Origin of the sequence: Nocardioides mangrovi (assembly GCF_020073815.1) — a bacterium.
Lineage (GTDB): Bacteria > Actinomycetota > Actinomycetes > Propionibacteriales > Nocardioidaceae > Nocardioides > Nocardioides mangrovi.
Window position 1 is genome coordinate 617,876 of record NZ_JAIQZJ010000001.1, and the last position, 16,426, is coordinate 634,301.

Below are 16,426 nucleotides of genomic sequence, written 5' to 3' on the forward strand. Positions count from 1 at the left end.
CAGGAGCCCACCATGGACCTGACCGAGATCCAGGGCCGGACCAGCGCCCTGATGCCGTCCCTCCTCGACCAGCTCGAGCAGCTGGTCGCCATCCCCTCGGTCGCCTTCCCGGGCTACCCGGCCGAGCCGGTGCACCAGATGGCCGCGACCACCCTCGAGCTCTTCCGCGCGGTCGGCTTCGCCGACGCCCGGCTGATGGAGGTGCCGACCGGCTACCCGCCGATCTACGCCGAGCTCCCCGGGCCGGCCGGCTCGCCGACGGTGCTGCTCTACGCCCACTACGACGTCCAGCCGGCACCCGAGGACCAGGGCTGGACCTCCGACCCCTGGGTCGCGACGCGCAAGGAGGACGGCCGCGTCTACGGCCGCGGCGCCGCGGACGACAAGGGCGGCCTGGCCTGCCACCTGGGCACGATGCAGGTCTTCGACGGTCGGCCGCCGTGCACCGTGAAGCTGGTGCTCGAGGGCATGGAGGAGACGGAGAGCAACCTCGAGGCCTTCGTCGTCGCGCACCCCGAGCTCTTCCAGTGCGACGTCTTCGTGGTCTGCGACATGGGCAACCTGGCCGCCGGCGAGCCGGTGCTCACCACGGCCCTGCGCGGGGACGTCGCTTGCGTCGTCACGGTGCGCACGCTCGAGCACCCGCTGCACTCCGGCGTCTTCGGCGGGCCCGCGCCGGACGCGATGATGGCGCTGGCGCGCCTGCTCGCCACCCTGCACGACGACCAGGGCGACGTGGCCGTCGCCGGCGTCTCGACCGGCGAGTGGACCGGCGCCGACCTCAGCGCCGAGGACTTCGAGGCGAGCGCCGACCTGGTGGACGGCGTCCGCCTCAGCGGGACCGGGCCTGTCGGCAGCCGCTTGTGGTCCCGGCCGTCGGTCTCCGCCATCGGCATCGACATGACCAGCATCGCCGGCTCCTCCAACGTGCTCGTCCCGGAGGCCAGCGCCAAGCTGTCGATGCGGATCGTCCCCGGCTCCGACCCGGTCCAGGAGCTCGACGCGCTCGTCCACCACCTCGAGACGCACGCGCCGTACGGCGCCCAGGTGGAGGTACGGCGCACCAAGGAGGCACCGCCCTTCCGCTGCGCCACCGACGGCCCGGGGTACGACGCCGCCCGCGCCGCGCTCGCGGAGGCGTACGGCGCACCGGCGGGCGAGGCCGGCTCGGGCGGCTCGATCCCCCTGCTGCGCACCCTCCAGGAGACCTGCCCGGGCGCCGAGTTCGTGCTGTGGGGTCCGGAGGACGTCGCGAAGTCACGGATCCACGCCTCCGACGAGAGCGTCGACCCCGACGAGATCGAGCGGATGGTGGTCGCGCAGGCCCGGCTGCTGGTCCACCTCGCCGAGCGAGCAGCGGCCCGATGACCACCGAGCGCCGGGGCGGGGTGCTCCTGGCGACCTGCATCTCGACGCTCGTGGTCAACGCCAACACCTCCGCGGTCGCGATCCTGCTGCCGGCGATCAGCAGCGACACCGGCATGGACGTCGAGACCCTGCAGTGGGCGGTGACCGGCTACTCGCTCGTCGGCGCCGCGGTGATCATCACCTCGGGCTCCCTCGGCGACGTCTTCGGTCGCCGGCGTGTCTTCCAGGGTGGCCTGCTGCTCTTCGTGGCCTCGTGCGTGCTCATCGCGCTGTCCGACACGGGCGAGGTGGTCATCGCGGGCCGGATGATCCAGGGCGCGTCGGGCGCGACGATCCTGGCCTGCGGGCTGAGCCTGCTGACGATCGCGTTCGAGGGCAAGGCGCAGGTGCGGGCGGTGTCCTACTGGGGCGCCGCGGCCGCGGTCGGGGCCGCGGCGGGACCCCTGGTCGGCGGTGTGCTCGTGGACCTCACCGGCTGGCAGGGACTCTTCTGGATCGACGCGGGCATCGCCGTCGGCTGCATGGTGCTCACCGTGGCCACGGTCGCGGAGTCGCGCGACCCCGACCGGCCGCGCTCCGTCGACTACGCCGGCAGCCTGCTCGTCGCGCTGACCCTCGGTCCGGTCATCCTCGCGCTCAGCAAGGGCAGCGACTGGGGCTGGGCGTCGGTCGCGACCATCGGTTGCCTGCTCGTGGCGGTCGCCGCCGGGGTGGCCTTCGTGGCCGTCGAGCGGCGGGTGAGCGTGCCGCTGCTCGACCTGGGCCTGCTCCGCAACCGGGTCCTCGTGGGCGCCACGATCGCGATCCTCATCGGCGCCGGGACGATCAACGCCCTCATGTACGTGCTGAGCCTCTACTTCCAGGATCCCGACGCCCTCGACTTCAGCCCGCTCGAGGCCGGCCTCGCGACGCTGCCGGCCACCGTCGGCCTGGTCGTCTCGGCCCCGCTGGTGCCGAGGCTCGCCGCCCGCTTCGGCGGCCGCCAGGTGGTGGGCCTCGGGTTCCTGGTCACCACCGTCGGCTTCGCCTGGATCGGCCTCGCCGACGCGAGCTGGCGCTACGGCGCGTTCTTCCTCCCGCTGATCGCCGCCGCCGTCGGCATGGGGCTCTCCAACGGGCCGTCCTCGGCCGCCTCCACCGCCGCGGTGCCCGCGTCCCAGGTCGGCGAGGCCTCGGGGGTCTCGAACATGGCCCGGTACGTCGGCGCGGCGGTGGCGACCGCCCTGGCCGCCACCCTCTACAGCTCGGTGACCAGCGGCCAGGTGGCAGACGGCGCGGCCCGGGCCGACGCCCTCGCCGACGGGCTGGGGACGACGGCCTGGGTGATGGCCGCGATCAGCGCCGTCGGGGTCGTGATGGCCGTGCTGATGGGCCGGCACCGCCAGCCCGCCGGCACCCTCGCGGACTCCGCCGCCGCTGCGGCCTCGGTCAGCCACACGCTGCCGACGTCGGCGACGCCGGCACCCTCAGCCACCCCGTGAGGGGTGGTGTCGCGCCACCCGCGTCGGTGCGAGCGTCGGGACGTGTCCGGAAAGGAGTACGTCATGTTCGGCAGGGGTTACGACGAGGGTGGCGAGGGCCGGCGGCTGATCATCGACGCGACCAGTCTCTTCGCCGGGGTCCTGATCCTGCTCGCCAGCCTCTTCAGCCTGCTGCAGGGCGCGGCCGCCATCGCGAACGACGAGCTCTACTCCGAGGGCAGCGACTACCTCTACCGCTTCGACATGGACGTTTGGGGCACCGTGCAGCTCGTGATCGGGGCACTGGGCCTGCTCGTCGCGTACGGCGTCATCCGCAGGTCCTCCTGGGGCCTGGTCTGCGGCATGATCCTCGCCTGCCTGTCGATGGTCACGAACTTCGCGCAGCTGCCGACGTACCCGTTCTGGTCGATGACCCTCATCGCCTTCGACGTGCTCTTCCTGTGGGCACTCTCGCGCGTGCCCGCGCGCGAGTGACGTCGACCGATCCGGGCGCAGCCGCGCCCCCTCACCCTGGAGGTCCCTGTGGTCACTGTGTGGGAGTACTCACCCGGCGACGTGTTCCTGAGCATGCTCTGGTTCTTCTTGTTCTTCATCTGGATCTGGCTGCTGATCACCGTCTTCGCCGACATCTTCCGCAGCGACGACCTGAGCGGCTGGAGCAAGGCGCTCTGGACGGTCTTCGTGATCGTGCTGCCCTACCTCGGCGTGTTCGTCTACCTGATCGCCCGTGGCCACAAGATGGGCGGTCACATGGCGGCCCAGGCCGCCCGGCAGGACGCCCAGATGCGCGACTACGTCCAGAGCGTCGCCGGCTCCAGCAGCACCGCCGGCGAGATCGAGCGCCTGGCCGCCCTGCGCGACGGCGGGACGCTCAGCGAGGCGGAGTTCCAGCAGGCCAAGGCCAAGCTCCTCGCCTGACCGGCCCGCTGCTCGCCGGCTGACCGTCCCGGATCAGCCGGCGAGCAGCTTCGCCTTCTGCGCCTCGAACTCGGCGTCGGTCAGGACCCCCTGGTCCCGCAGCTGGCCGAGCCCACGCAGGGCCTCGATCAGCTCGTCGGAGCCGCCGCTCGCGGCCGGCGCGGGGGCCGGCGGCGGGGGCGCGTACGCCGGCTGCTGGTACTGCTGGTCGTACTGCTGCTGGCGATAGGCGTCGGCGTCGGCCTGCTGCGCCCACCGTCCCGCCTGCCGTCGTGAGACGCGGTTCGAGACGGCGGTCGCCGTCCCTGCGACGACGGCCGTGCGTGCCATGCCACCGATGAGACCCATGACTCTTCCTTCCGATCAGATGGACTCGAGGAGGTCGAGCGCCTCCGCGACCTGCTCGGCCGGGATCCGGCCGCCGGCCACCACCTCGGCACCCGCGGCGCGCATCGCGCTGACGAACGGGCCGGCCCAGGTGTTCTCGTAGACGAGGAGCGCGACCGCCTGGCCGGGCTCGACCAGCGAGGCCGTCTCGGCGACGTCCTCGTCGTCGAGGAGCCCGGAGCGGACGCCCTCGAAGATCGCGAGGTCGAGCTCCCCGTCCCCGTCGAGGTCGGCGACCTCGACGGCGGTGACGGTCCCGTCCTCAGCGACGACGCCGACGACCAGGTCGAGGACGCGGATGATGCCCCGCTCGCTCAGGTCGATGAGCTCCTTCAGGCCGTCCCCCTGCATCTTCGCGGCCGGCAGCGCAACGGCGAGGTAGTCGATCGGTCCTACGTCCAGCTGGGTCATCGGGTCCTCCCTCGGCTCCGCGCCGGCACCGCACCGGCCGCGCCGATGGTCACACGCCGTCGGGTGGTCGAGCCCCACCCGGCGACGGGTGAGGCGGGACCACCCGTGCGGTCCGGAGGATGAGCCTCGGACGACGGCGGAGGAGGAGGACACATGACCACACTCCCGACGTACGACGCCGACCAGCTGGCCGGACTGCTCGAGGCGCTGCCCGGCGCGGACTCGGTGGAGCTCAAGCTGACCGTGCCGGGCGTGGACCACCGGGCGCTCGCCCACGACCTCGGCATCGACACCCTGGACGCCGTGGTGCGGCAGGTGGCCTTCGTCGACACCGCCGATCTCCGCTTGTCGGCGAGCGGCCTGGTGCTCCGGGTCCGGCGCACCCAGCGCAAGCCGGGGGACGTGACGGTCAAGCTCCGCCCGATGCTGCCCGCGGACGTGCCCGCCGAGCTGCGCGGGCTCCCCGGTCTCAAGGTGGAGGTCGACGCCTCCCCGGCCGGCTACACGTGCTCCTGCTCGCTGACCGCCTCGGTGTCGGACCGCAAGGCGCGCGCGGTCCTGCTCGGTCAGCGCCCGTTCGCGGACCTCCTCACGCCCGAGCAGCGCGCCGTGGTCGCGGACCGACTGCCGCCGGGGACCCGGATGGCGGACCTCCTGCTCCTCGGCCCGGTCCACCTCCTCAAGTGCCGGTTCGCGCTCGAGGACCAGCCACGGAAGATGATCGCCGAGCTGTGGTTCCTGCCCGGAGGAGCGCGTCTCCTCGAGCTGTCGACGAAGGCGCCGCCCGCCCGGGCCTTCCAGACCGCGGCCGAGACCAAGCTCGTCCTGACCCGGCACGCGATCGACCTCGGCGCTCCCCAGGAGCTGAAGACCCGCTCGGTGCTGGCGGCGCTGAGCGCCGAGGCGAGGTGAGATCGATGGCACCCCGCCCGCCCGCCCGCGACGAGCCGGACCTCGACCTGCTGGAGTACGTGCTGATCTCGGCCCCGAGCGTCTCGGCCCTGGCCCCGGCCGGCAGCGCGGCGGCCGCGCTCGTCGCCCGGGGCTCGATCCGCATCCTCGACGCGGTCGTGCTCGTCCGGCGGCGCGCACGCCCGCAGGTCGCGGTCGCCGACGTGTCCGAGCACGAGGAGCTCCAGTCGCTCGCCGCGGTGCTCAGCACCACCATGCTGCTCTCCACCCACGACACCGAGCTGGCGGCCCTGACCCTCGCTCCGGACGAGGCGGCGCTCCTCCTGCTCCTCGAGCACCGCTGGGCGGGCAGCCTCTCCGCAGCCGCCCGCGCCGCCGGCGGCCGGCTCGACGCCGGGGAGCGGATCCAGCGCGATCGCGTCATGGACGCCCTCACCGCCCACCAGGGCCACCAGCCCGCCGTCCGCGCCGAGAGCATCGATCTCCTCGTGCGCGGCCCGGGCGACGTCCCCGCGGTCGACCGGGCCGAGCAGGTGCGCGAGCTGGCCGGGCTCGTCGACCGCGGCGTGCTGTCCGTGGAGCTCTACGAGGTTCAGCGGCGGCGGTTGCTCGAGAGCTGAGCCGGCCTCCGGAGCGAGGTGAGCGACCGGGCGATCTCCGCCGCCTCGGCCCGCGAGGAGCAGCCGAGCTTGCGGTAGATCACCTTGAGGTGGAACTTCAGGGTGTTGATCGAGACGCAGAGCTCGTCGGCGATCTCGCGGTGTGTCAGGCGGCTCGGCAGCAGGCGCAGCACGTCCTGCTCGCGCTCGGTCAGCGTCTCGACCGACACCGCATCGAACTCCGGGGCCCCGAGGGTCAGCGCGCGTCGTACCCGGGCCAACCAGCCCTCGGGTGCCGTCCACCCGAGGCGCTCGATCGCCTCGACGACCTCGAACCCCTCCGACGCGACGGTCTGGACGAGGCCGTGGTCGGCGGCCACCCGCACCGCGACCACCAGGGCCTGCTCGGCGGCCACCGGGTCCGCGACGACCTGCGCGGCGACGAGATCGGCGACGACCCGGTGCCGGACGCAGCGCGGCTCCGCGGTCTTGAGCTCGTCGACGGCGGTGCCGCTCTCCTCCGCCATCGCGACGCGGGCACCGCACAGGCCGCTCCAGAACGGGTCGCGGACACCGGCCAGCCAGCCGCGAGCCTCGTCGAGGTCGTCGGTGGCCAGGGCGAGAGCGACACCGGTCCGCGCGAGCCAGGACCGGGCGCCGGGGCCGGGCATCTCGGTGTCGATGAGCTCCGAGGCGGCGCCGAACGCCCGCCGTGCCGCGGCCAGGTCACCGGACCCGGACCACGAGCGCGCGAGCGCGAGGTGGGCGAGCAGCTGGCAGTGCGGGGCGGCCTCGATCCGACCCGCCACCAGGCGCAGCAGCTCGGTCCGGGCCTCCGAGGTCTCACCCAGCTCCAGGCGCGCGAGCGCCTCCGCGGTGCTGACCTCGGTGTCCAGGATGGTCATGCTCGACAGCGCGGCCGCCTGCCGCGCGCCCGTCGCCACCCGCAGCGCGTCGACCGGCCGGCCCGCGAGCGCCTCGCCCAGCGCCCGGGTGCCCTCCAGGGTCATCCGGCGCTCCAGGACCACCGAGACGGCGCGGACGACGCGTCGGACCTCAGGCCCGTCGTCGGCCCACCGTTCCCCGAGCGCGATGTCCCGGCCCACCAGGTTCCACGCGAACTGTCCGAGGTAGTCGAGCCACCAGCCGTCGCCGAGCTGCTGGAGGGAGGACCTGGCGAGGGACGCTCCGTCCGCCCAGTGACCGCGCAGGGTGGCCGCCACCGACTGCAGGAGCTCGATCCTCCCCCGTTCCCGGGCCGCCAGCGTGAAGTCCTGGCTGGTCGCCTGGCCGAGCCGTTCGACGAGGGCGACGAAGCGGCGCCGGTCGATGAGCAGGTGGCACCACGCGAGCTCGGTGAGCGCCTCGACGTCGTCGACGACGGCGTCCGGGATCATGGCGACCGTCCGGAGGATGGCGCTCTCGTGGCCACCGTCGTAGAGGCCCGCGGCCTCCACGGCCAGCAGCCGGAGCGCGTCCCGCCAGCGTTCGGCCCGGGACCAGTGCTCCAGGGCCGCGATCGTGTGCCCGTGCGCCTCGTACCAGCCGGCGGCCCAGCCGTGGAGCCGCGCCGGCCGGTCCGGGGCCAGTCGGGTCATCATCGCGAGGAGGACCTCCCGGACGAGCTGGTGGACCTCGTACTCGCCCGTCGACTCCCGCCGCGTGACGAACAGCCCCCGCGTCGCGGCGAGGTCGAGGAGGGCCGCGGCGTCGGGACGGTTGGTGAGCACCTGCGCGAGGCCGGGGTCGACCCGGTCGACGATCGAGGTCGCCATCAGGACGTCGACGACCTCCGGCTGCTCCCCGGCGAGGATCTCCTCCCAGACGTAGCTGGCGAGGTGCTGCTGGACACCCTCCTCGCCCAGCACGTAGGGCAGGCCGCGCGCGCCGGCGGACCGGGCTGCGAGCGCCGCCATCTGGATGCTCGCCGCCCAGCCACCGCAGCGGCCCGCCACCGCGCTGGCGGTGTCGGCGGGCAGCCCGGGGGCGAGCCGGGTGAGCATCTCCCGGGCCTCGTCGAAGGAGAAGCGCAGCTCGGGGAAGCGCAGCTCGGCGAGCTGCCCCCGGGCCATCCACCGGTGGACGGGCAGGCGGGGGTCGCGGCGGCTGGCGACGACGACGTGCAGCCAGGCCGGCAGGTGCCCGAGGAAGAGCGCCACCGAGTCGGCCACCTCGTCGTCACCGTCGGCCAGGTGCAGGTCGTCGATCACCAGGACCGCGCGCTCGGGCTCCGGACCGCCCTGGCCCTCGGCGTCGAGCGCGTCCACGAGCGTCGACACGGTGTCGGCCACCCGCCCCGGCCGCCGCAGCAGGCGAGCGCACGGGTCGACGGCGTTCGGCGCGAGGGGTCGCAGCGCGGCCAGGATCCCCTGCCACCACCGGACGGGGTCCTCGTCGGCCTCGTCCACCGAGAACCAGACGCAGCGCACCGGCGTCCCCTCCGCCCACGACCGGAGCAGCGACGTCTTGCCGGCGCCGGCCGGTGCCACGACGAGGGTCAAGGGGGAGGCGGCGGTCGCCTCGTCCAGCAGCGCCACGAGCCGCGGTCGGGGCAGGAGGTACGCCGGGCTGCTGGCGGGCCGCAGCTTCGCTGCCAGCCCGGGTGGTGCGCTCCGCGGTGGTTCCGGTCGACTGTCGTGCATCAGCCCGCCTCGAGTCGGTGGCATCTCGCCCAGTCCTTCAGGCTGGCACCCGGCTGACGCGTGCGAATCCCCTGAATCGGGCGGAAATGCCACCGGGGCGACGCCCATCCCGCCCGGTGGCCGGCCGGGCACCCCCGATCACCTACCGCGGGCGCGCGCCTCAGTCCGCCCGCAACGCACGCTCCACGGCGAGCGCGATGGCGACCTCGCCACCCGGCGTCGGGTGGAAGGGCGCCGGGTCGTCGACGCCCTGCACGAAGGGGGTCGCACCGCAGAGCCCGTGCCCGTCGAAGTTGGGCTCCGCGGTCCTGAACGACGCCGCCTCGGCGCCGGAACGGAGGATCTCGTTGATCGCCGTGAGCTTCGAGAGCATCGCCTCCTGCTTCTCGGCGGTCACGCCCAGGTCGGCGAGACAGTCGATGTCGCCGGCGAACGGGTCGTAGTAGAGGTCGATGACGACCTCGGGCTGGGTCGGCAGCTGCTGGAGCGCCGAGAGCAGCTCGAGGTAGTCGACGCTGAAGGCGGAGAGGTCCTGCTGGAAGGCGGCCTGCTCGGCGTTGTTCTGGCAGCTGACCGACACGGCGCACACGAGGAGCTGGTCCGACCACCGGACGTCGTTGGCGCCGACACTCACGACGACGGTCGCGGCGTCGGCGAGTGCGCGCGAGCTGAGCTGGGCCGGCACGGTCCTGGATCCGGCTGCCTGCGGGCCGAGCAGGCCGGCGCGGATGGTGGCGCCGCTGCAGGCGAGGTTGGTGACCGGTGCGGTGCCGACGTTCGCAAGCGCGACCGCGAACGCGTCGGAGCTGCGGTGGCACGCCTCGTCGTCCGGGGTCGGATCCGGCAGGGGGCTGTTGCCGATCCCGGCTGCCGTCGAGTCGCCGATGACGACGACCCGTCCGGCCACGTCGTCCCGGGGCTGCTTCGCCGGCACCCGCAGCTCGGGGGCGTCCCCGACGAGTGCCTGCAGCGAGCGCACGTCGCCGAGCTTGTCGGGGGCGGTGTAGGCGGTCGACATGATGGCGCCGACGTTGATCGCCTCGGTGACCACGAGCACCAGCGCGATGAAGACGAGGCTCGCGCGCCAGCCGCGCCGCAGCCAGCCGGTCACCGCGCCGGCGATCAGCACGGCGACCACGCCGACGACCGCGATCTCCCAGTAGATGTAGCGCCGGAAGCCGTCGACGAGCGCACTCGACAGCGACGCCGCCGAGTCGCCACCGCCGCTCGTGAAGTCGCGCAGCTGTTGGGAGAGCGTGATGTGGGTGAGCCGGATGCGGGGGCGGACCGGTCCCGCGAACTCGACCGTCGTGTCGAGGCGCTGCCCGAAGAGGTCGAGCTCTCCGGGCCCGGAGAGGTCCAGCGTGGGCGCCGAGACGCCGACCTCGATCGTCTGGCCGGCGGTCGCGACCTGCTGGTCCGGGGTGACCACGAGACCCACGCCGATGGACACGGCGGCGATGAGCAGCGCGAGCACGACGAGGATGCCGCGCCTCACGTGTCGCCCCACGCGACCATGGTGACAGGAGCCTGCAACGAGCCCGCCTCCCCCAACGCCGAAGGCCCCGGTCAGCGCGTGCTGACCGGGGCCTTCGTGGTGAGTACCCCGTACGGGATTCGAACCCGTGCTTCCGGCGTGAGAGGCCAGCGTCCTGGGCCGCTAGACGAACGGGGCATGTCTCTTCACTTGTTACTGCGTGTGTCCTCCGGGGATCTCCCCGAACAACCTCGGAAAGGTTATCGGAGCCCGTCCTTCACACAAAATCGCGGCCACGGAGGGCCGCGATCTGGCTGGGATACTAGGACTCGAACCTAGAATAACTGGACCAGAACCAGTCGTGTTGCCAATTACACCATATCCCAATGGCCCGTCTCCGAGCCGAGAAGAAACCTTACACGCGACGCCCGGAGGCCACCAAAACGCCCGGTTCCCGGGTCGTGTCGGTGGTCGCGCTGGTGCCCAGGCGACGGGCTGCGAGGAGCACCAGGCCGAGGTAGACCAGCGACTGGGTGAGCGTCACCGGGATGGTCCACCAGCTGCCGCCGGTCGGGTTCAGGGTCGAGGCCATGTCGCCGTAGGCCAGGGCGAGGCCGAAGGCCAGCCAGTTGTTCAGCACGTGCATCGCGATCCCGGCCTCGAGGCCACCGGTGAGCACGACGGCCAGGCCGGCGACGACGCCGAAGGCGAAGCGGTCGAAGAAGACCGGCGGGCTCTGGCCGCCGTGCGCCAGCGCGAAGAGCACCGCGGGCAGGACGACCGCGGCCCACGGCCGGCCGAACAGTCCACCGAAGGCCTGGGTGAGGTAGCCCCGGAAGGCGTACTCCTCCCCCGCCGCCTGGAGCGGGGTCAGCAGCAGCACCACGAGCAGGAAGTCGCGGGTGGTCGAGGTGAAGTCGTTGAGCCCGCCGTTGACGTCGAGCGCCTCGCCCGACGAGGACGGCACGACCGCGGAGACGACGAGCGTCGCGAAGAGCGCCACGAACGACAGCGCGAAGCACACGAGGAGCCAGCGCCACCGGATCCGCGACGTCACCGAGGCGAGCCAGCCCGGCCGCAGCCCGTGCACGACCCGCGCGATCAGCCACGTGGTCGGGATCGCGCACGCCAGGGTGAGGTTGAGGTAGGCCAGCCCGAGGGGGGTCGGGTGGTCGAAGTCGAGCAGCTGCGTCAGCTCCGAGCTCACGTCCCGGCCGGCGATCGCGAGCCCGATCGCGAACGGCACCTGGAGCAGCACCGGGACCACGACCAGGAACGCCGCGACGAGCATGCCGACGCCCAGGAGCGGACGCCACGACCCGGGGCGACCACCACGCTGGATCAGGTGGTAAGGCAGGCCCGCCATCAGCCGGCCCCGCTCAGACGAGCACGGACTGGAGTCGCGCCAGCGAGCGCTCGCGCCCCAGCAGCTCCATCGACTCGAAGAGCGGCGGCGAGACCCGACGGCCCGTGACGGCGACACGGACCGGGCCGAACGCGTTGCGCGGCTTGATCCCCATCGCCTCGACCAGCTCGGCCTGCAGCGCGTCCTGGATGGCCGCTGTCGACCACTCGGTCAGGGTCTCGAGCTTGAGCAGCGCGCGGCGTACGACGGCGCGCCCGTCGTCGTTCAGCAGCTTGTCGGCGTCGGCCGCATCGACGGCGAAGTCGGCGTCGGCGACGAAGAGGAAGCCGAGCATGTCGACGGCCTCCACGAGCTTGTTGATCCGCTCGGCGACCAGCGGCATCGCCTGCTCCAGCAGCTCGGCGTCGGCGTCACCCACCGGGTCGGAGACGACGCCGGCGGCCTTGAGGAAGGGCAGCGCGCGGTCGGTGATCTCCTCGACCGGCAGCAGCCGCATGTGGGCGGTGTTGATCGCCTCGGCCTTCTTCAGGTCGAAGCGGGCCGGGTTGGGGTTGACGTCCTTGATGTCGAACGCCTCCACCATCTCCTCGAGCGTGAAGATGTCGCGGTCGGCGGCGATCGACCAGCCGAGGAGCGCCAGGTAGTTGAGCAGGCCCTCGGGCAGGAAGCCCTGGTCGCGGTAGAGGAAGAGGTGCGACTCGGGGTCGCGCTTGGAGAGCTTCTTGTTGCCCTCGCCCATCACGAACGGCAGGTGCCCGAACTCGGGGACGACCGTGCCGATGCCGAGGTCGACGAGCGCCTGGTGCAGCGGGATCTGGCGCGGCGTGCTCGAGAGCAGGTCCTCGCCGCGGAGCACGTGGGTGATGCCCATCAGCGCGTCGTCGACCGGGTTGACCAGCGTGTAGAGCGGATCGCCGTTGGCGCGGCAGAGCGCGAAGTCGGGGACGAACTGCGTCTCGAAGGTGATGTCGCCGCGCACCAGGTCGGTCCACGTGACCGAACCGTCGGGCATCCGGAAGCGGACGACGGGCTTGCGGCCCTCCGCCTCCCAGGCCGCGCGCTGGGCGGGGTCGAGGTCGCGGCAGAAGCCGTCGTACCCCATCACCTTGGAGCCGGAGGCCTTGCGACGGGCGTCGACCTCCTCGGTGGTGCAGAAGCAGTCATAGGTGTACGACGAGGCCGCGAGCCGCTCGAGCACGTCGCGGTAGAGGTCGCCGCGCTCGGACTGGCGGTAGGGGCCGTGCGGGCCGCCGACCTCCGGGCCCTCGTCCCAGTCCAGGCCGAGCCAGCGCATCGCGCCGAGCATCGCGTCGTACGACTCCTCGGTGGAGCGCTCCTTGTCGGTGTCCTCGATCCGGAAGACGAAGGTGCCGCCGTGGTGACGCGCGAACGCCCAGTTGTAGAGCGCCGTCCGGGCGAAACCGACGTGCGGCGAGCCCGTCGGGGACGGGCAGAAACGGACGCGGACGTTGTTCAACGCTGGGCCACCTTGTTCGTGAGAGTGCCGAGACCGGCGATCGAGACCTCGACCTCGTCACCGACCTCCATGGGACCGACACCCTCGGGGGTGCCGGTGAGGAGGACGTCGCCGGGCAGCAACGTCATGACGCTGGAGACGTAGGAGATCAGCGTCGGGATGTCGAAGATCAGGTCGGCGGTGCTGCCGTCCTGCTTGAGCTCGCCGTTGAGGTGCGTCTGCACCTGCCGGCCGACCTCGAAGTCGTGGGGGTCGAGGTCGGTCTCGATCCAGGGACCGAGCGGGCAGAAGGAGTCGAAGCCCTTCGCCCGGGTCCACTGGCCGTCGCTCTTCTGGAGGTCGCGCGCGGTGACGTCGTTGGCGATCGTGTAGCCGTGGATGACGTCGGTCGCCTGCTCGACCGGCACGTCGCGGCAGATTCGACCGATGACGACCGCGAGCTCCCCCTCGAAGTGGAGGTTCTGCGTCTGCGGCGGGTAGAAGATCGGGTCGCCGGGTCCGACCACACTCGTGTTGGGCTTGAGGAACATGAGCGGCTCGGTGGGGAGGTCGTTGCCCATCTCGGCCGCGTGGGCGGCGTAGTTGCGGCCGATCGCCACCACCTTGCTGCGCGGCAGCACCGGCGCCAGCAGCCGGACGTCCTCGAGCCGGTGCTCCTGGTCGAGCAGCTTCACGCCGACGTAGAGCGGGTCTCCCGCCAGCGCCACGACGACGCTGTCGGGATCGGGCTGCCCGAACTGGTCGAGCTCGCCGGTGACCACGCCGTACATCGGGTCCTCGCCCGTGGTGAATCTCGCGATACGCACCCACTGAGCCTATCGACCCACGTCGAGTCGAGGTCTTCCGCGTGACGAGTCGAGGTCTTCCGCGGCGTGCGCCCACGGAATCCCTCGACTCGACCGACGGAAACCCTCGACTCGACGGGGTAAGTCAGCCCAGGTGGACGGTGTCCACGAGCTGCTTGGCGATCTGCGCGTCCGTCCACGGGAAGGAGACCCAGCCCTCGTCGGAGTAGATCCGGGTCTGGTCGTTCGACCACGGCGAGGACGGGTCCTCGTAGAGGCCGTAGGTGAGGACGTTGCGGGCGATCACGCCGTTCTTGGTGAACGCGATCGCCTGGATGTACGACGACCCCTGGGTCACCCCGCCGATGGCCGAGCCGTTGTTCGACGCGGCGTTGGCATCGCCCGAGGAGTTGCCGACGCCGCCGCCCAGCGGGATGCCGGCCTCGTCGCCACGGTCGCCGGAGAAGTGCATCGAGCCGTACGGCGCGTCCAGCGCGTAGCCCTGGTCGCGCAGCGACTGGATCGCCGCCGCCATGGTGTCGACGACGTCCTGCGAGGTCGACAGCGTGTTCGGAGTCGTGAACGGCTTCGCCGCCGAGAACGGCGTCTTCCACAGGTCGACGCCGTTGGCGTCGGCGATGCGGACGAACTCCTCGAAGATCCCGGCACCGACCGAGGTCTTGTCGGAGCGGCCGTCCCAGTCGTGCAGGACCTGGCACGCCTCGGTCTCACCGGTGGCGTCGCAGACCTGGTCGAGGCGACCGCCCACGCGGGCGACCTCCGCGGCGTACACGCGGTTGGCGTACTCGTGCGAGCGCAGCGTCCGCGGGCTCTCCTTGCCCTTCTTCAGCTGGTTGCGCACGTAGGACATGACCACCTTGGTGCGCATCGAGCGCTCGCAGTCCTCGCAGCCGATGATCCGCGGGAAGCCGGTCAGCCGGGTGTCGTCGTTGGGCGCCCAGTAGGAGTTGTTGGCGTTCATCACCCAGCCCTTGGTGAGGACCGAGGGCAGGTGCTGCGGTCCGAGGATGCCGGGTCGCTCCGCGTCCGCATCCGTGCCCCACGCGCACCTGCTGTCGGCGTACGTGCCGTCGAGGCCGGGCAGACCGACCTGGCTGTACATCAGGCTGCCGACGCCGGTGACGCACTTCTTGGCGAGGGCGTCGGTGACGTTCGGGACGACCGAGTGGTCGGCGTAGAGCACGTGGCCGGTGCGGTCCGCCGCGATCGTGTTGACCCACGGCACGCCGCCGCCCTCGTCCTGGCGGTGGAGGAGGTTCTTGGCCGAGCTGGCCTGCCCCATCGAGAGGAAGGTGTCGAGGGTGCGGAGGTGCTCGGCGTTGGCGTCGCGCATCGCCCAGAAGCTGGTGGCCCGCCAGGACATGAGGTTCTCCGGCGAGTTGAGGACGTAGCCCTGCGGGGTGCGCCAGAGGGTCTTGGTGACGGTCTCGACGCCGTCGTCGGTCTTCACCTGGACCTGCACGTCGCGCCGCTCGAGCTGGGCCGTGCCGTTCGCGGTCTGGTAGCTGGTCGGGGTGCCGGCCGTCTTGTACTCGTACGGCGTGAAGCGGTAGGCCGTCGACACCGTGTGGCTCCACGCGACGTCGTCGTTGAAGCCGATGTTGATGGTCGGGAAGCCGACCAGGGCACCACCGGCGACGTCGAGCTTGCCGGGCACCGTCAGGTGCATCTCGGTGAACCGGTAGCGGCCCAGCCACGGGAAGTGCGGGTTGCCGAGCAGCATGCCGCGCTTCGTGGTGGTGTCAGCGCCACCGACGGCGGTCGCGTTGGACCCGAAGGACTCACCGCTGTCGCTGCCGAGGGTCTCGCGCAGGTCCGCCGCGGTGACGTGCGGGGCCGCGACCTTCGCGCCGCTGCCCGGCGGGGTGGCCGTGGTGATCGCGCCGAGGAACTTGGTGGTCGAGCCGATCAGCTGCGCGAGGTAGATGGCGTACCAGACGTCGGTCGAGGTGACGTCGGGCTGGATCCAGTCCTGGTCGGCACAGGCGGGGTCGGTGATCTCGTGGGTGCTCAGCCACTCGTCGATGCCGGCGGCCTCGGCCTCGACCATCGACTTCGCGCGGTCGCTCGGACCGGCGACCGGGTCGGCCAGGAGGCTCTCGACGACCTGGCGGTCGTGCAGGTCGGTGACCAGGGTGTCCCACTGCAGGTTGGTGCCGCTGCCGCCGACGCGGTCGGCGTACGTCGCGTCCGGGCCGAGCTCCAGCGAGCGCTCGCCGCGGGCGGTCAGGATCGTGTCCATCAGCGTGCACGTGACCGCGGCGGTCGTCGCCCAGCCCGCGCCGTAGGCCACGTCGGCGAACGTGTCGCCCTCGATGTGCGGGATGCCGTGCTTGGTGACCTGGATGGTCACGTCGTACGGCGAGTCCGCCTGCGCCGCGGCGTCGGCCGCCGTGCTCACGCCGGCGGTCGTCGCGATCGGCACCACCAGCAGCAGGCCGGCGAGGCCGAGGCGGATCGGCGACTGGTTACCTCTGAACTTCACGTGCGGCACGCTCCTTCTCCCGACGACCGCCGATGTGGCGGTCGTCACTCCCGCGCGCACGCTAACCCATGCTCTCTACATTCGTAGCGATCGGGTC

14 protein-coding genes and 2 tRNA genes are annotated in these 16,426 nt (G+C 72.1%); 6 read left to right on the forward strand and 10 right to left on the reverse strand.

Annotated elements, in window-relative coordinates:
• The first annotated feature begins 12 nt into the window (after window positions 1–12).
• From K8U61_RS02910 to K8U61_RS02925, 4 genes are all read left to right on the forward strand, one after another.
• Window positions 13–1,368, forward strand: a complete 1,356-nt coding sequence (locus tag K8U61_RS02910; protein ID WP_224121461.1) for a M20/M25/M40 family metallo-hydrolase — start codon at window positions 13–15, stop codon at window positions 1,366–1,368.
• Entirely contained in the window at window positions 1,365–2,849 is a 1,485-nt protein-coding gene (locus K8U61_RS02915; RefSeq protein WP_224121462.1) for an MFS transporter, read from the forward strand. Before K8U61_RS02910 ends, K8U61_RS02915 begins: the two co-directional genes overlap by 4 nt.
• Before the next feature lie 63 nt (window positions 2,850–2,912).
• A complete protein-coding gene (locus K8U61_RS02920) occupies window positions 2,913–3,323 on the forward strand; it encodes a DUF7144 family membrane protein (protein WP_224121463.1) in 411 nt (136 codons plus the stop codon).
• 48 nt (window positions 3,324–3,371) lie between these two features.
• On the forward strand, window positions 3,372–3,767 hold the full coding sequence (locus tag K8U61_RS02925) for an SHOCT domain-containing protein (RefSeq protein WP_224121464.1): 396 nt from the start codon (window positions 3,372–3,374) through the stop codon (window positions 3,765–3,767).
• A gap of 33 nt (window positions 3,768–3,800) precedes the next feature.
• Here K8U61_RS02925 and K8U61_RS02930 read toward each other — a convergent pair whose 3' ends face one another.
• Window positions 3,801–4,097 (reverse strand): SHOCT domain-containing protein, encoded by a 297-nt coding sequence (locus tag K8U61_RS02930; RefSeq protein WP_224121465.1) that lies wholly within the window; start codon window positions 4,095–4,097, stop codon window positions 3,801–3,803.
• Between the two features lie 33 nt (window positions 4,098–4,130).
• Window positions 4,131–4,565, reverse strand: coding sequence for a DUF6325 family protein (locus tag K8U61_RS02935; protein WP_224121466.1), 435 nt, complete (start codon window positions 4,563–4,565; stop codon window positions 4,131–4,133).
• Between the two features lie 153 nt (window positions 4,566–4,718).
• On the opposite strand from K8U61_RS02935, the gene K8U61_RS02940 reads away from it, so the two are divergent.
• Window positions 4,719–5,477, forward strand: a complete 759-nt coding sequence (locus tag K8U61_RS02940) for a CYTH domain-containing protein (RefSeq protein ID WP_224121467.1) — start codon at window positions 4,719–4,721, stop codon at window positions 5,475–5,477.
• A gap of 5 nt (window positions 5,478–5,482) precedes the next feature.
• Window positions 5,483–6,097, forward strand: a complete 615-nt coding sequence (locus tag K8U61_RS02945) for a hypothetical protein (protein WP_224121468.1) — start codon at window positions 5,483–5,485, stop codon at window positions 6,095–6,097.
• On the opposite strand, the gene K8U61_RS02950 is transcribed toward K8U61_RS02945, so the two are convergent.
• The 8 genes from K8U61_RS02950 to K8U61_RS02985 form a co-directional block, all read right to left on the reverse strand.
• Window positions 6,070–8,718 carry a helix-turn-helix transcriptional regulator gene (locus tag K8U61_RS02950; RefSeq protein WP_224121469.1) on the reverse strand — a complete coding sequence of 883 codons (2,649 nt, stop codon included), beginning with the start codon at window positions 8,716–8,718 and terminating at the stop codon, window positions 6,070–6,072. The two genes, K8U61_RS02945 and K8U61_RS02950, sit on opposite strands and share 28 nt — an antisense overlap.
• Before the next feature lie 160 nt (window positions 8,719–8,878).
• Window positions 8,879–10,228 (reverse strand): GDSL-type esterase/lipase family protein, encoded by a 1,350-nt coding sequence (locus K8U61_RS25330; protein ID WP_224121470.1) that lies wholly within the window; start codon window positions 10,226–10,228, stop codon window positions 8,879–8,881.
• A gap of 92 nt (window positions 10,229–10,320) precedes the next feature.
• A tRNA-Glu gene (locus tag K8U61_RS02960) sits at window positions 10,321–10,393 on the reverse strand.
• A 113-nt stretch (window positions 10,394–10,506) separates the two neighbouring features.
• Window positions 10,507–10,581: transfer RNA gene (locus K8U61_RS02965), tRNA-Gln, on the reverse strand.
• A gap of 29 nt (window positions 10,582–10,610) precedes the next feature.
• Window positions 10,611–11,561, reverse strand: a complete 951-nt coding sequence (locus K8U61_RS02970) for a CPBP family intramembrane glutamic endopeptidase (RefSeq protein ID WP_224121471.1) — start codon at window positions 11,559–11,561, stop codon at window positions 10,611–10,613.
• 13 nt (window positions 11,562–11,574) lie between these two features.
• A complete protein-coding gene (gene gltX, locus K8U61_RS02975; protein WP_224121472.1) occupies window positions 11,575–13,038 on the reverse strand; it encodes a glutamate--tRNA ligase in 1,464 nt (487 codons plus the stop codon).
• Entirely contained in the window at window positions 13,035–13,844 is an 810-nt protein-coding gene (locus K8U61_RS02980; protein ID WP_224121473.1) for a fumarylacetoacetate hydrolase family protein, read from the reverse strand. The genes gltX and K8U61_RS02980 overlap by 4 nt, the downstream gene beginning before the upstream one ends.
• A gap of 124 nt (window positions 13,845–13,968) precedes the next feature.
• On the reverse strand, window positions 13,969–16,329 hold the full coding sequence (locus K8U61_RS02985; RefSeq protein ID WP_224121474.1) for a penicillin acylase family protein: 2,361 nt from the start codon (window positions 16,327–16,329) through the stop codon (window positions 13,969–13,971).
• Window positions 16,330–16,426 lie beyond the last annotated feature (97 nt).